Source organism: Bradyrhizobium sp. Y36 (genome assembly GCF_002531575.1).
Taxonomy (GTDB): Bacteria; Pseudomonadota; Alphaproteobacteria; order Rhizobiales; family Xanthobacteraceae; genus Bradyrhizobium.
Window position 1 is genome coordinate 322,985 of record NZ_NWTI01000006.1, and the last position, 13,793, is coordinate 336,777.

General features: G+C 64.5%; 14 protein-coding genes. 9 read left to right on the forward strand and 5 right to left on the reverse strand.

Annotated features, from left to right (window positions below; all coding sequences use genetic code 11):
• Positions 1–11: 11 nt before the first annotated feature.
• A complete protein-coding gene (locus CO669_RS13990; protein WP_097660379.1) occupies positions 12–1,235 on the reverse strand; it encodes a polyhydroxyalkanoate depolymerase in 1,224 nt (407 codons plus the stop codon).
• 170 nt (positions 1,236–1,405) lie between these two features.
• On the opposite strand from CO669_RS13990, the gene CO669_RS13995 reads away from it, so the two are divergent.
• On the forward strand, positions 1,406–2,062 hold the full coding sequence (locus CO669_RS13995) for a glutathione S-transferase family protein (RefSeq protein WP_097660380.1): 657 nt from the start codon (positions 1,406–1,408) through the stop codon (positions 2,060–2,062).
• A gap of 282 nt (positions 2,063–2,344) precedes the next feature.
• Here the strand turns inward: CO669_RS13995 and CO669_RS14000 are convergent, their stop codons facing one another.
• Positions 2,345–2,569 (reverse strand): hypothetical protein, encoded by a 225-nt coding sequence (locus tag CO669_RS14000; protein ID WP_028138161.1) that lies wholly within the window; start codon positions 2,567–2,569, stop codon positions 2,345–2,347.
• A 185-nt stretch (positions 2,570–2,754) separates the two neighbouring features.
• Between CO669_RS14000 and CO669_RS14005 the strand changes: the two genes are divergently transcribed.
• Complete coding sequence (locus CO669_RS14005; protein WP_097660381.1) at positions 2,755–3,111, forward strand: hypothetical protein; 357 nt, start codon at positions 2,755–2,757, stop codon at positions 3,109–3,111.
• A gap of 9 nt (positions 3,112–3,120) precedes the next feature.
• On the opposite strand, the gene CO669_RS14010 is transcribed toward CO669_RS14005, so the two are convergent.
• A complete protein-coding gene (locus CO669_RS14010) occupies positions 3,121–4,224 on the reverse strand; it encodes a mandelate racemase/muconate lactonizing enzyme family protein (protein WP_097660382.1) in 1,104 nt (367 codons plus the stop codon).
• A 171-nt stretch (positions 4,225–4,395) separates the two neighbouring features.
• Between CO669_RS14010 and CO669_RS14015 the strand changes: the two genes are divergently transcribed.
• The 5 genes from CO669_RS14015 (at position 4,396) to CO669_RS14035 (ending at position 9,383) form a co-directional block, all read left to right on the forward strand.
• Positions 4,396–5,229, forward strand: a complete 834-nt coding sequence (locus tag CO669_RS14015) for an AraC family transcriptional regulator (RefSeq protein ID WP_097660383.1) — start codon at positions 4,396–4,398, stop codon at positions 5,227–5,229.
• Positions 5,230–5,362: 133 nt separating this feature from the next.
• Positions 5,363–6,289, forward strand: a complete 927-nt coding sequence (locus CO669_RS14020; protein WP_097660384.1) for an SMP-30/gluconolactonase/LRE family protein — start codon at positions 5,363–5,365, stop codon at positions 6,287–6,289.
• 158 nt (positions 6,290–6,447) lie between these two features.
• Positions 6,448–7,041 (forward strand): GNAT family N-acetyltransferase, encoded by a 594-nt coding sequence (locus CO669_RS14025; RefSeq protein ID WP_097660385.1) that lies wholly within the window; start codon positions 6,448–6,450, stop codon positions 7,039–7,041.
• Positions 7,042–7,057: 16 nt separating this feature from the next.
• Complete coding sequence (locus CO669_RS14030; protein ID WP_097660386.1) at positions 7,058–8,704, forward strand: GMC family oxidoreductase; 1,647 nt, start codon at positions 7,058–7,060, stop codon at positions 8,702–8,704.
• A 136-nt stretch (positions 8,705–8,840) separates the two neighbouring features.
• Complete coding sequence (locus CO669_RS14035; protein WP_097660387.1) at positions 8,841–9,383, forward strand: REP-associated tyrosine transposase; 543 nt, start codon at positions 8,841–8,843, stop codon at positions 9,381–9,383.
• 1,225 nt (positions 9,384–10,608) lie between these two features.
• Here the strand turns inward: CO669_RS14035 and CO669_RS14045 are convergent.
• Both CO669_RS14045 and CO669_RS14050 read right to left on the reverse strand, forming a co-directional pair.
• Positions 10,609–11,451 (reverse strand): AAA family ATPase, encoded by an 843-nt coding sequence (locus tag CO669_RS14045; protein ID WP_097660388.1) that lies wholly within the window; start codon positions 11,449–11,451, stop codon positions 10,609–10,611.
• A 96-nt stretch (positions 11,452–11,547) separates the two neighbouring features.
• Complete coding sequence (locus tag CO669_RS14050; RefSeq protein ID WP_063201887.1) at positions 11,548–11,793, reverse strand: GlsB/YeaQ/YmgE family stress response membrane protein; 246 nt, start codon at positions 11,791–11,793, stop codon at positions 11,548–11,550.
• Positions 11,794–11,916: 123 nt separating this feature from the next.
• On the opposite strand from CO669_RS14050, the gene CO669_RS14055 reads away from it, so the two are divergent.
• Positions 11,917–13,092 carry a vWA domain-containing protein gene (locus CO669_RS14055; protein WP_097660389.1) on the forward strand — a complete coding sequence of 392 codons (1,176 nt, stop codon included), beginning with the start codon at positions 11,917–11,919 and terminating at the stop codon, positions 13,090–13,092.
• Positions 13,093–13,226: 134 nt separating this feature from the next.
• The gene (locus CO669_RS14060) at positions 13,227–13,640 is read left to right on the forward strand and encodes a rhodanese-like domain-containing protein (RefSeq protein WP_097660390.1); all 414 of its coding nucleotides are present in this window, start codon (positions 13,227–13,229) and stop codon (positions 13,638–13,640) included.
• Positions 13,641–13,793 lie beyond the last annotated feature (153 nt).

Below are 13,793 nucleotides of genomic sequence, written 5' to 3' on the forward strand. Positions count from 1 at the left end.
GCTGAGGCGCCTCACGAATTGACGTGCACGAAATCCCGCAAGAGCGGATAGATCTCGTTGTTCCAGCGCCGGCCAGAGAACACGCCGTAATGGCCGACGCCGGCCTGCATGTGGTGGACGCGGCGATAGGCGCGCACGCCGGTGCAGAGATCCTGTGCCGCGAGCGTCTGGCCGATCGAGCAGATGTCGTCCTTCTCGCCTTCGACCGTCATCAGCCCCATGCGGCTGACGGCCTTGGTGTTTACCGGACGTCCCCGATGCATCAGCTTGCCCTGCGGCAGAAGATGCTCCTGGAACACGTCGCGCACGGTCTCGATGTAGAACTCGGCCGGCAGGTCCATCACGGCGAAATATTCGTCGTAGAAGGTCTTGATGGTCGCGGCCTTCTCCTTCTCGCCCTTGGCGATGTGGTTGGCGAGGTCCATGTGCTGCTTGATGTGACGCTCGAGGTTCATCGAGACGAAGGCGGTGAGCTGCACGAAGCCGGGATAGACCTTGCGCAGCGCGCCGCGGCATTGCATCGGCACGTAGTTGATCAGGTTCTGCTCGAACCATTCGATCGGCTTGCTCTTGGCGAAGTCGTTGACTTTCGTAGGCTGGATGCGCGTGTCGATCGGCCCCGCCATCAGCGTCAGCGTCGCCGGGCGCGAGGGATGGTTGTCCTCGCACATGATCGCGGCGGCCGCGAGCGCCGACACCGAAGGCTGGCAGATCGCCACCATGTGCGGGCGCGGGCCGAGCTGCCCTAAGAAGTCGATGAGATGCTCGGTGTAGTCGTCGAGCCCGAAACGGCCTTCGCTGCGCGGGATGTCGCGCGGATTGTGCCAGTCGGTGATGTAGACGTCGTGATCCTGCAGCAGCGTCTGCACCGTGCCGCGCAGCAGCGTCGCGAAATGGCCGGACATCGGCGCCACCAGCAGCATGCGCGGCTGCTCGCTGATGCCGTCCTTCCTGAAATGCAGCAGCGAGCCGAACGGCGTCGCGTAGGCGATCTCCTCGCTGACGGCGACTTCGCGACTGCCCACCCTGACGCTGTCGATGCCGTAAGCGGGACGGTGATAGGTCAGGGTGGAGCGCGAGATCAGCTCCAGCGCCGCCGACAGCCGGCCGACCACCTGATCCGACATGCCTTGAGGCACCAGATTGAGGAATTTGAGCGCGGACGACGCCCCGGCGCGCCACGGCGCGGTCAGGTCCATGTGGTTCTGAAAGGCCTGATAGTACATCGACATCATGCTGAAATGCCCACCTGTCTCATGTCGTGATGCAATATCGAAGCCAGACGGCGGCCGGACCGCCCGGAAAATTGGCACGTCGCTTGCTGCTCTCCGGGCGGGAAGCACAGGTCACGGGCAGGTCCGCGCTGCAGCGCGGTGCCCGCGATCAGGCGTGAGGGAAGAGCCCTATGGCAAAGGCGACACTGACCATCAGCAGCAAGAACTATTCGTCCTGGTCGCTGCGTGGCTGGCTGCTGACGAAATTCTCCGGGCTCGATTTCGAGGAAATCGTCACCGCGCCGGACGATCCGTCGGCGCGCGCCGAAATCCTGCTGCTGTCGTCCTCGATCCTGGTGCCGTGTCTGCGGCACGAGGGCGCGGTGGTCTGGGATACGCTGGCGATCGCCGAATATCTCAACGAGGTGATGCCGGCCGCCGGCCTGTTGCCGGATGACCGCGTGCAGCGCGCCCATTGCCGCGCGATCTCGGGCGAAATCCACTCCGGCTTCACCACGCTGCGGGCCTCGCTGCCGGTGAATCTGAAAGGACGTTTCCCTGGCTTCAAGATCTGGTCGCGTGCGCAGGCCGACATCGACCGCGTCTGCTCGATCTGGCGCGACTGCCTGGAGAGGTCGGGCGGCCCGTTCCTGTTCGGGGAGAGGCGCACCATGGCGGATGCGATGTACGCGCCCGTGGTGACCCGCTTCGTCACCTACGACGTCAAGCTGGAGCCGCCGCTGAAGGCCTATGCCGACACCATCATGGCGATGCCCGAGATGGCCGAATGGATCGCGGCCGCGCGCGAGGAGCCGGCCGAGATCGAGGAGCTCGAGGTCGAATATTAGGCAGGTCCGGCGTCGCCTTGCCTGTTTCGGGGGCGGGACCGGTTGCGGCGGTCTGAGCGAGCCAGGCCCTTGTCCGGATTAACCTTTGGCGCCCGTGACAGGCCAGTGCCGCTGGCCGCGCCGCACAGATATTGTACGCATCTGCACAGCCGCACCGACATCTAGCCGTGAACAGCTGCGTACACGGCGCTTCCGCTGATTCGGACGTGATTCGTTCGGGCCGCGTTCCGAAGGTTAAGGCGGAGCGCGGCGCCGTTGCATTTTGGAACAGCCATGAAGGCGTCAGGCAGCGCCGCGCTGCTTCACGCGCGGCAGGCGCCAGCCGATGACGGTCGCTTCGACCGCAATGCCGGCCTCATGGTTCTGCCAGCGTCCCTCGACATAACGGCAGGCGAACGGCAGTTGGTACGTTCCGCTGTGGTCCTCGCACAGCACTTCGAGCGCCAGGCCCGGCGGTGGTTCTCCGGCGCCGTCGAATTCCGCCAATCGTCTATCGCGCGTTGCCATTCCAAAAATCTCCCCTAATCAAAGCCGCGGGAAGAGCGCCCACCCCTTCCGCGTGCCGTTCACTGCTCCCCGTCCCAGGGGAACAAGCCAAGCTCAACGCGAGAATGCGGTACGAGTGTGGTAGCCTTTGGCGGCTGCGCGCAAACAGCGCACATTGCCGTGATCGATCGGACGAGGAACCCTTCATGCTGCTTCGAAATGCCGGGCTTTGTTTCGCGATATTGCTGCTCGCAACGCTGGCGGGTGCGCCGGTGCACGCGCAGGACGTGCCCGGCATCGAGATCTGCACGGTCGAGAAGACCATGGAGCGGCGCACCAGCTGCCTGCAGAGCAATGTCGACTTCCTGCAGAAGACGATTACCAAGCTGAACCTCGATCACCAGCAGAAGCTGGATGCCGCGGCTCGCCAGATCGACGCGCTGAAGACAGGCATCGCCGGCCTGCAGAAGACGCTTAGCGATCTCCAGGCCGCGCAGGCGAAGACGGCCGAGGACCTGAAGAAGAAGCAGGACGCGCCGCCGCCGAAGGACGCTGCGAAATAAAGGCGGCAATCACGCCACGCGATAGCGCTCCATCACGCCCCGATCAGGCTCATAGCCGAGCCCCGGCCCTGTGGGCACCGCGACATGGCCGGTGGCATCGCTATCCGCGCGGCCGCCCCAGAGGCAGGCCTCGCGCTTCAGATAGAACATCTCGACCAGCCCGTCCTCGCGCGTTGCGAGCAGGTGCAGCGTCGCCAGCAGGCCGGGGCCGAAATACGGGGAGTGCGGCACGATCTTGACGCCGAGCCGATCGGCCAGCGCCGCGATCTTCAGGAATTCGGTGATGCCGCCGACCTTGATCACCGACGGCTGGGCGTGGCTCACCGCGCCCGCCGCCATCATCTGGCGGAATTGAACCTCCGTGCAGGCATTCTCGCCGGCGGCGACGCCGAGCCCGCCCTTGCTGCGGACCTCGGCGAGCGCGGCAAAGTCCTCCGGCGGCCAGATCGGCTCCTCCAGAAACATCGGTCGCGCGTCGCGGCATGCGGTTGCGAATGCGATCGCCTGCTCGGCCGTGAGCGGACAGTTCATGTCGACCATCAGCGGAATGCTCGGCCCGATCGCCTCGCGCGCGGCAAGCACTGCAGGCGTCGTGGTCTCGTGCAGCTTGATCGCGCCATAGCCGAGCGCGAGCGCCTTCCTGCATTCGGCCGCGATGTTGTCGGGCGAGCCGATCCGCAGCAGGCTCGCATAGGCCGGGATGGCGGTGCGCCTGTTTTCGCCGAGCAGGCGATGCAGCGGCACGCCTTCAATCCTGGCAGCAAGGTCCCACAGCGCGATGTCGAGCCCTGAGATCGCGAACATGGTGATGCCGTAGCGGCCGAACAGGTGCAGGTTGCGCTGGATCTGCTCCATCGCGGCGGGAATGCCGGCGGCATCGGGCACCTTCAGCCCGCGGGCCTGCGGCGCGATCATCTCCTCCACCGCGCTACGCGTGGTGCGCGGGCAGACATAGGCGAAGGCATCGCCCCAGCCGGTCAGTCCGGCATCGGTCGAGACCTCGATGAGCACCATGTCGAGGGCGGTGATCGCGGACGCGCCCTGGCGAAAGTTCGCAACGCCGGCGTCATAGGGGATGCGGATATGGTGCGCCCGCACATCGGTGATTTCCATGACGCGGTTCCTCTTTCTGGTGAGCGGTTGCAGCAAGTGTAGCCGTGAACACCAGGACGTTGCCAGTGGCCATTCCCGCACTATCCTTGCGCCCGGACAGCAATGCCGATCAAGCGAGGCGGGGCGGGGACGGCGCATCATCGCCGCGCTTCGAACGAGAGTTGAGCCACCATGAACCCAGCGCAGCGCGCGCTCTGGTATATCGAGAGCCATCTGGCCGAGCCGATCGCGCTCGACGAGATCGCCGCGATCTCGGGCGTGTCACGGTTCCACATCGTGCGCGCGTTTGCCGCAGCCACCGGCTTGCCGGTGATGCGCTACGTGCGCGCGCGGCGGCTGACGGAAGCTGCGCGTCTTCTTGCGAAAGGCGCGCCTGATATCCTCGGCGTCGCGCTGGAGGCGGATTACGGCTCGCACGAAGCTTTCACCCGCGCGTTCCGCGACCAATTCGGCGCCACGCCCGAAGCGGTGAGGGCGGCAATGTGCGTCAACCAGCTCAAGCTTCAGGAGCCGATCCTCATGGACTCCACCATGCTCGACCATCTCGCCCCGCCGCGTTTTGAAACCATGAAGGCCTTCCTCGTCGCCGGTCCCGCCGAGCGCATCTCCTGCGACAACGGCGCCGTCATTCCCGGCCTCTGGCACCGCTTCCATCAGGAGGTCGCCGACATTCCCGCGAGGGTCGGACAGGTCGCCTACGGCGTCTGCTGCAACGGCGACGATGCCGGCAATTTCGACTACATCGCCGGCGTCGAGGTGACCGATTTCTCGGACCTGCCGCGACGCTTCGCCCGCATCCGCATCCCCGAGCAGCGCTATGCGGTGTTCACGCACACCGAGCACGTCGCCTCGATCCGCCGCACCGTCAACACGATCTGGAATCGATGGCTGCCCGGCTCGGGCTTGCAGGCCGCGGACGCGCCGAATTTCGAGCGCTACGACGTGACGTTCGATCCCGCAACCGGCAATGGCGGCTTTCAGATCTGGGTGCCGGTGAAGGAGTAAGCGCAACGCTGGCATACCATCCCGCTTGCTTGGCAAGCCGAGGCGACTTTGTCATAACCTCAGGCAAATCTTGCGTGTGGGGCCGAGCCGGACATCCCGTGCAAGTCATAACAAGCAGCCGGGAGGGTCTCACATGTCTGACGTCCGCGTTCTCGCCACCGACCTCGAATTTCCCGAAGGGCCGGTCGTGATGCCGGACGGCTCGGTGGTGCTGGTGGAGATCCGCGGCCAGCGACTGACGCGTGTCTATCCCGACGGCCGCAAGGAGATCGTGGCGAAGATTCCGGGCGGCCCGAACGGCGCCGCCCTCGGTCCCGACGGCAAGATCTACATCTGCAACAATGGCGGCTTCTCCTGGATCCCGACCCGCAACATGATCATGCCGGGTCCGCAGCCGGACGATTATCTCGGCGGCTCGATCCAGCGCGTCGACCTGCAATCCGGCAAGGTCGAGACCGTCGTGACGAAATGCGGCGAGCACGATCTGCGCGGGCCGAATGATCTGGTGTTCGACAGGCAGGGTGGGCTCTGGTTCTCCGATCTCGGCAAGCGCCGCGCGCGCGAGATGGATGTCGGCGGCATGTATTACCTCAAGCCCGGCATGACCGAGCTGGTCGAGATCGTGCACGGCATCCTGCCGGCCAACGGTATCGGGCTGTCGCCGGACGAGAACACCGTCTACATCGCGGAGACGCCGACCGGCCGGCTCTGGGCCTACGAGCTCTCTGCCCCGGGCACGCTGAAGCCGCGCGACGTGATCTATCGCGGCGAGCGGGGAAAACCGATCTGCGGCCTCGGCGGCTACCAGATGTTCGACTCGCTGGCGGTGGAAGCCGGCGGCAATGTCTGCGTCGCCACCCTCGTGTCCGGCTGCATCTCGGTGATCGCGCCCGACGGCACCTTGGTCGAGCAGGTCCCGACCGGCGACCGCGTCACCACCAACATCGCCTTCGGCGGCCCCGAGCTGAAGACCGCCTTCATCACGCTGTCGGGCAAGGGCGAGCTGGTCGCCATGGACTGGCCGCGCGGTGGTTTGCCGTTGAATTTTCTGAACAAGTGAATGTATCTGGACGCGCCGTGCCAATACATCCGTCGTCATTCCGGGATGCGTGCGCCAGCACGCAGGCCCGGAATCCATAACCCCAGGCGGTGGTTATGGATTCCGGGCTCGCGACGTCGTCGCGCCCCGGAATGACGGCAGTCATTATGGAGTGAGAAATGCCCTGGCCTGATCCCATCACCCTGCGCGGACAGCACGCCCGTCTCGAGCCGCTGTCGCATCAGCATCGCGAGGGGCTGGTCGAGGCCGTCAAGGACGGCGAGCTGTCAAAGCTCTGGTACACGGCAATCCCGCTGCCGGAGAACATGGGCAAGGAGATCGACCGGCGCCTGGGCCTGCAGGCCGCGGGCTCGATGCTGCCGTTCACCGTGTTCGACGCCGGCGGCAACATCGTCGGCATGACCACCTACATGAACATCGATGCCGCCAACCGCCGCGTCGAGATCGGCTCGACCTGGTACGGCAAGGGCGCGCAGCGCGGCCCGCTCAACACCCAGTGCAAGCTCTTGCTGCTGCGCCACGCCTTCGAGACGCTGAGCTGCATCGCGGTCGAATTCCGCACGCATTTCTTCAACCACCAGAGCCGGCGCGCCATCGAGCGCCTGGGCGCCAAGCAGGACGGCATCCTGCGCAGCCACCAGGTGGCGCCGAACGGCACGCTGCGCGACACCGTGGTTTACAGCATCACCGCCGCCGAATGGCCGACGGTGCAGGCGCATCTCGAGTTTCAACTCAACGACAAGCCGCGCTAGGGGCGGCCGAGGGACCATGGACAGATTTGATTATGTGATCATCGGCGCGGGCTCTGCCGGTTGCGTGCTCACCAGCCGGCTCAGCGAAGACCCTGATGTCAGCGTCTGCGTGCTGGAAGCCGGGCCCAGCGACTGGCATCCCTACATCCATCTGCCGGCCGGCTTCATCAAGACCTTCCACATGAAGAGCATCAACTGGGCCTACCAGCAGGAGCCCGGACCTTACACGGGCGGGCGCAGCATCTATGCGCCGCGCGGCAAGACGCTCGGCGGTTCGTCCTCGATCAACGGCCACATCTACAACCGCGGCCAGCGCATGGATTTCGACACCTGGGCGCAGATGGGCAATCGCGGCTGGGGCTATGCCGACGTGCTGCCCTACTTTAAGCGGCTGGAGAAGCGGGTCGGCGAGGGCGACAACACGTTCCGCGGGCGCGACGGCAAACTCACCGTCACCACGATGGACTGGCGCGATCCGCTCTGCGAAGCCTTCATGGAAGGCGCGGTCTCGCTCGGCATTCCCCGCAACCCCGATTACAACGGCGCCATACAGGAGGGCGTCTCCTACTGCCAGCGCACCATCGACAAGGGCTTGCGCGTCTCCGGCTCGACCGCGTTCCTCAAGCCCGCGATGAAGCGGCCGAACGTGCATGTGCACACCCATGCGCATGCGACCGAGATCATCTTCGAGGGCAAGCGTGCCGTCGGCGTGCGCTACACCAAGGGCGGCCGCGGCGGCACGCCGGTCGAAGTGCGCGCCAACAAGGAGGTGATCCTCTCGGGCGGTACCTATAATTCGCCGCAGCTGCTGCAGCTCTCCGGCATCGGCTCGCCCGATCTGTTGCAGCAGCACGGCATCGCCGTGCGTCACGCGCTGCCGGTCGGCGAGGGCCTGCAGGACCATTACGCCCCGCGCACGGTGGCGCGGGTCAAGGACATCAAGACCATCAACGAGCTTCGCCGCGGCGTCTCGCTGTGGATCGAGGCGCTGAAATGGGCCACCGCGCGCCGCGGCCTGCTCTCGCTGTCGCCGACCATGGTCTATTGCTTCTGGCACTCCGGCGAGAGCGCTGACAGCTCCGACCTGCAGCTCACCTTCACGCCGGCGTCTTACAAGGAAGGCGTGCAGGGCCAGCTCGAGGACGAGCCCGGCATGACGGTGGCGTCCTGGCAGCAGCGCCCCGAGAGCCGCGGCTATGTCCGCATCCGCTCGAACGACCCGTTCGCGCCGCCGATCATCCAGACCAACTATCTCGACGCCGAGCTTGACCGCCGCGTCATCGTCGGCGGCATGAAGCTCGCGCGGCGCCTGCTGAAGAGCGCGCCGCTGTCGCCCTATTACGCTTACGAGGATTTCCCGGGCCCGAACATCAACACCGACGACGAATTTTTGGCTGCCGCAACGGAGCGGGGCACCACGACCTTCCACCCCGGCTGCACCTGCCGCATGGGCCCGGCGGATTCGAGCTGGGCCGTCGTCGACGACCAGCTCCGCGTCCACGGCCTCGAAGGCCTCCGCGTCATCGACGCCTCGGTGATGCCGCGCATGATCTCGGCGAATTTGAATGCTTCGACGATGATGATCGCGGATCGTGCCTCGGATTTGATCCGCGGCAAGACCCCGATGGAAGCCGCAAGGTTTCCGGACGCGGCGACGGCGTGACAGCTTTGTAGGATGGGTAGAGCGAAGCGAAACCCATCATCGTGCCGCGTTCTCCGAAGGTGCGATAGGTTTCGCTGCGCTCTACCCATCCGACAAGAGCGATGACGCCTATCCAAGGTTGTGCCATGATGAGGGCATGACCTCCTATCGACGCAACTTCGTTCCCGGCGGAAGCTTCTTCTTCACCGCCAATCTCGCCGACCGCCGGCAGTCGCTCCTGACGGCGAACATCGACTTGTTGCGCGCGGCCTTTCGCGAGATCCGTCGACGGCATCCCTTCACGATCGATGCGATCGTGGTGCTGCCGGAGCATCTTCACACCGTCTGGACCATGCCGGACGGAGATGCCGATTTCGCGACGCGCTGGCGGCAGATCAAATCAGCCTTCTCTCGCAACCTCGCGGTCGATGAACCGGTGTCGGCCAGCCGCGTCGCCAGAGGGGAGCGCGGCATCTGGCAGCGCCGCTATTGGGAGCACACCATTCGGGACGAGGAGGATTATGCCCGGCACATCGACTACGTGCACATCAACCCGGTCAAGCACGGCCTCGTCGATCGAGTTACGGATTGGGCTCCTTCGTCGTTCCATCGCCATGTGGCTCTAGGCATTTATCCGGCCGACTGGGCTGGCGATCTGTCGCAACACAATGACGGTGCCAAGTTCGGAGAACGAAGTTGACGAAGCCGGATGGGTAGAGCCAGCGAAACCCATCATCGTGCGGCGTTCGCGGAAGGCGCTTGATGGGTTTCGCTGCGCTCTACCCATCCTACGGGCTGAACCGCCTCCCGGTGCTCACATTCTCGGTGAGTTCATGATTGATCGAGGCGATCATCCCAGCGGTATCTTCATCTTTTCGAGCGGCGGCTTGCTGGGAGGCATCGAAGTCTACGGCTTGGCGGGCGATGCGCCGTCTGTGCTGCCGCGACCTGAAAGCCTGTCTGCGTTCCAATCCGACCCTTCGTAGCCCGGATTTCGCTGCGCTCCATCCGGGCTACGCGTCCCGTCGGGCAAAACACCCCGCCACCCCGTCAACCCCTTCTCGCAAAAATATTCCACTTTACCGAAATTCGGAATTGCGGCATACATCGACACAGCCCGGCCCGACGAAGAGGGGCGGTTCGCGAGTCGTTCGAAACGCGGGCCGGGTTGCGGTGGACGCGGCAGCGTCGGCACGAGAGGTGCGGGCAGGGCGGGTAGTCCCTGTGAGTCCGCGGCCGCGTGGAGACGAACGGCGCCGAAGTCCGGCGAAGCCTCCTGGCGAAGCCGGATGAGCTGCGTACGGCAAAACCGTGTGGTCCTGACCGTCGTTGCCACGGTCAAGCCTTTCGCGGAGATGTGCGCGAGCCCAACCGGGCGGACGGCATCGTCAATTCGCGGGGCGAGGGAGGCCTGAGGAAAGTTCGGCTCCCGGGAGAGCACGGCATAAGCCGTCCGACCATCGCGCAGGGAAGGCCGAGCGATCGGCGACACCTGTATGCTGCTGTGCGGTCTTTTTCGCGTGTGCATTTCGCGCGGCAGACCGCGGGTGCCAGTCGGCGCCCGGCCTTCCCTGCGCCCTTCTTTTATTGGGCCAGGAACTTGAAGCAAAGCTCGGGCGAAATGCGCCGCGAGGCTGCGAAGGTGTGTCTGAAAAGCCGTAGGATGGGTAGAGCGCAGCGAAACCCATCGTGCTTCAGCAAGTGCCGCACGATGATGGGTTTCGCTGCGCTCTACCCATCCTACGAGGGCACGTCGGAGAGCTGCGCTCGCAATGACGTGGAGAGAGTGTGCGGCACACTCGGTATCGTAGGGTGGGCAAAGCGAAGCGTGCCCACGCATTTTGCGTTTCATCGCCGCCTTCGTGGGCACGGCGCTTTGCGCCTTTGCCCACCCTACGGCACCGTGCGATGTGCTGCAGCTCGCCTCAAACTTCCCGTCGGCTCAAGAACGCCAGCCGTTCGAACAGATGCACGTCCTGCTCGTTCTTGAGCAGCGCGCCGTGCAGCGGCGGGATCAGTTTGCGCGGGTCGCGTTCCCTGAGCTGCTCCACGCTCATGTCCTCGTTGAGCAGCAGCTTGAGCCAGTCCAGCAGCTCCGAGGTCGACGGCTTCTTCTTCAGCCCGGGCACCTCGCGCACTTCGAAGAAGATGCGCAGCGCCTCTTCCACCAGGCGCTTCTTGATGCCGGGGAAGTGGACGTCGACGATGCGGCCCATCGTGTCGGCGTCGGGGAACTTGATGTAGTGGAAGAAGCAGCGGCGCAGGAAGGCGTCCGGCAGCTCCTTCTCGTTGTTGGAGGTGATCATCATGATCGGCCGCTGGTTGGCCTTGATCGTCTCGCCGGTCTCGTAGACATGGAATTCCATGCGGTCGAGCTCGAGCAGCAGGTCGTTCGGGAATTCGATGTCGGCCTTGTCGATCTCGTCGATCAAGAGCACCGGGCGCTGCTCGGCGGTGAAGGCCTCCCACAGCTTGCCGCGCTTGATGTAGTTCTTGATGTCGGATACGCGGGCGTCGCCGAGCTGGCTGTCGCGCAGGCGCGACACGGCGTCGTATTCGTAGAGGCCCTGCTGCGCCTTGGTGGTGGACTTGATGTGCCAGGTCAGCAGCGGTGCGTTCAATGCCTTCGCCACTTCCTCCGCCAGCACCGTCTTGCCGGTCCCGGGCTCGCCCTTGATGAGAAGCGGGCGCTCGAGCACGATCGAGGCATTGACGGCGACCTTGAGATCGTCGGTCGCAACATAGTCCTTGGTGCCGGTAAATTTCATCGCGTGTCCTTGGGTCATCGTCGGCGAGAGGCGCTAAGTCCCGTCGCGACAAGCGAACGGCCGCTCGCAGCGGCCGTTCCTGGTTCGGTCAGGCTTTCAGACCCGTTTTATCAGCGAAAGGATGACGAGCACAATCACCGCGCCGATCGTGGCGTCCACGATGGCGCCAAACGTGCCCGTTGCGAGCTGGATGTGAAGCTGCGGCAAAACCCAGCTCGCCACCAGCGCGCCGATGATGCCGACCACGATGTTGCCGATCAGTCCAAATCCCGCCCCGTGGACAATCTTGCCCGCGAGCCAGCCTGCGATCGCGCCGATGATGAGTGCTGCGACAATTCCCATTGCAAACGTCCCCAAAACAACCCCTTGAGGCGGTCAATTCTAGAGCAAAAAGCCTCCCGGTCCAGCGCTCAAGGTCGATCTCCGCCCCTTGACGTTCGTCCCCCGACGGGCAATCTGTCAGCCATGTTCCTGCAATTCTTCACCTCTCTGCGCGACGCGCAGGTCCCTGTGACGCTGCGCGAATACCTCACGCTGATGGAGGCGCTCGACGCTGACCTCAGCGACTATTCGGTCGAGAATTTCTACTATCTGTCCCGCGCCTCGCTGGTGAAGGACGAGCGCAACCTCGACAAGTTCGACCGCGTTTTCGGCACGGTCTTCAAGGGGCTGGAAAACCTGCTCGACGCCATGGAGAAGGCGGAGATTCCCGAGGAGTGGCTGAAGAAGCTCGCCGAGAAATATCTCAGCGAGGAAGAGAAGAAGCAGATCGAGGCCATGGGCTGGGACAAGCTCATGGAGACCCTGAAGAAGCGCCTCGAGGAGCAGAAGGGCCGGCACCAGGGCGGCAGCAAGTGGATCGGCACCGCCGGCACCTCGCCGTTCGGCGCGCACGGCTACAATCCCGAAGGCGTCCGCATCGGCCAGGAGAAGAACCGCAACAACCGCGCCGTGAAGGTGTGGGACAAGCGCGAATTCAAGGATCTCGACGGCAATGTCGAGCTCGGCATCCGTAACATCAAGGTGGCGCTGCGCCGCCTGCGCAAGTTCGCGCGCACCGGCGCGCCCGACGAGCTCGATCTCGACACCACCATCCGTGAGACCGCCAATCACGGCTATCTCGACGTGCACATGCGCCCCGAGCGGCGCAACGCGGTGAAGCTTTTGGTGTTCTTCGACATCGGCGGCTCCATGGACGCGCATATCGAGCAGGTCGAGGAGCTGTTCTCGGCGGCGAAGAGCGAGTTCAAGCACATGGAGTATTTCTACTTCCACAACTGCCTCTATGAAGGCGTGTGGAAGCAGAACAAGCGCCGCTTCACCGATCGCACGCCGACCTGGGACGTGCTGCACAAATATCCGCACGACTACAAGATCGTGTTCGTCGGCGACGCCTCGATGAGCCCATACGAGATCATGGTGCCCGGCGGCTCGGTCGAGCACGTCAACGAGGAGCCCGGCTCGGTCTGGCTCGACCGCATCATCCGTACCTATCCGCATGCGGTGTGGCTGAATCCGGTCGCCCAGAAGCACTGGGACTATTCGGAATCGACCACCATCATCAAGCGCATCTTCGCCAATCGGATGTATCCGATCACGATCGAGGGTCTGGAAGGCGCGATGAAGGAGTTGACGCACTAGCGCCATCCACCGTCATTCCGGACGGCCGCGAAGCGGCCGATCCGGAATCTCGAGATGGGAATATGACGATCGAGATTCCGGGTTCGGTCCTGCGGACCGCCCCGGAATGACGAGGAAGATAAGAGGGAAAAACCATGCCCCAGAACATCACCCGCGGCATCAAAGCGCTGATCGACGAGGCCAATGCCGAGATCGAGACGCTCACCGCCAAGGACGCCATCGAGATCTCCAAGAACGGCGACGTCGTCATCGTCGACATCCGCGATCCCCGCGAGATCGAGCGCGACGGCCGCATCCCCGGCGCCTTCCCCTGCACCCGCGGCATGCTGGAATTCTGGATCGATCCGCAGAGCCCCTACGCCAAGCCGATCTTCCAGGAGGACAAGAAGTTCGTCTTCCACTGCGCCGGCGGCCTGCGCTCCGCGCTCGCGGCCAAGACCGCGCAGGACATGGGATTGAGGCCCGTCGCCCACATCGCCGGCGGCTACGCTGCCTGGCGCGACGCCGGCGGGCCGGTGGAGAAGTGGGAGCCGAAGAAGAAGGGGTGAGGGCCTCGCTCTCTCATCCGTCATTCCCCGCGAAGGCGGGGAATCCAGTACGCCGCGGCCTCTCGGTTCAATCACAACCGTCTCGGAGTACTGGATCGCCCGGCCAAGCCGGGCGATGACAGCTGAATTTGACGCGCGCTGCTTCAGTCTCAC

Coding starts and splice junctions, on each gene's coding strand:
- CO669_RS13990 (WP_097660379.1), bottom strand. CDS start 1,235: ATGATGTCGATGTACTATCAGGCCTTTCAGAACCACATGGACCTGACC.
- CO669_RS13995 (WP_097660380.1), top strand. CDS start 1,406: ATGGCAAAGGCGACACTGACCATCAGCAGCAAGAACTATTCGTCCTGG.
- CO669_RS14000 (WP_028138161.1), bottom strand. CDS start 2,569: ATGGCAACGCGCGATAGACGATTGGCGGAATTCGACGGCGCCGGAGAA.
- CO669_RS14005 (WP_097660381.1), top strand. CDS start 2,755: ATGCTGCTTCGAAATGCCGGGCTTTGTTTCGCGATATTGCTGCTCGCA.
- CO669_RS14010 (WP_097660382.1), bottom strand. CDS start 4,224: ATGGAAATCACCGATGTGCGGGCGCACCATATCCGCATCCCCTATGAC.
- CO669_RS14015 (WP_097660383.1), top strand. CDS start 4,396: ATGAACCCAGCGCAGCGCGCGCTCTGGTATATCGAGAGCCATCTGGCC.
- CO669_RS14020 (WP_097660384.1), top strand. CDS start 5,363: ATGTCTGACGTCCGCGTTCTCGCCACCGACCTCGAATTTCCCGAAGGG.
- CO669_RS14025 (WP_097660385.1), top strand. CDS start 6,448: ATGCCCTGGCCTGATCCCATCACCCTGCGCGGACAGCACGCCCGTCTC.
- CO669_RS14030 (WP_097660386.1), top strand. CDS start 7,058: ATGGACAGATTTGATTATGTGATCATCGGCGCGGGCTCTGCCGGTTGC.
- CO669_RS14035 (WP_097660387.1), top strand. CDS start 8,841: ATGACCTCCTATCGACGCAACTTCGTTCCCGGCGGAAGCTTCTTCTTC.
- CO669_RS14045 (WP_097660388.1), bottom strand. CDS start 11,451: ATGAAATTTACCGGCACCAAGGACTATGTTGCGACCGACGATCTCAAG.
- CO669_RS14050 (WP_063201887.1), bottom strand. CDS start 11,793: ATGGGAATTGTCGCAGCACTCATCATCGGCGCGATCGCAGGCTGGCTC.
- CO669_RS14055 (WP_097660389.1), top strand. CDS start 11,917: ATGTTCCTGCAATTCTTCACCTCTCTGCGCGACGCGCAGGTCCCTGTG.
- CO669_RS14060 (WP_097660390.1), top strand. CDS start 13,227: ATGCCCCAGAACATCACCCGCGGCATCAAAGCGCTGATCGACGAGGCC.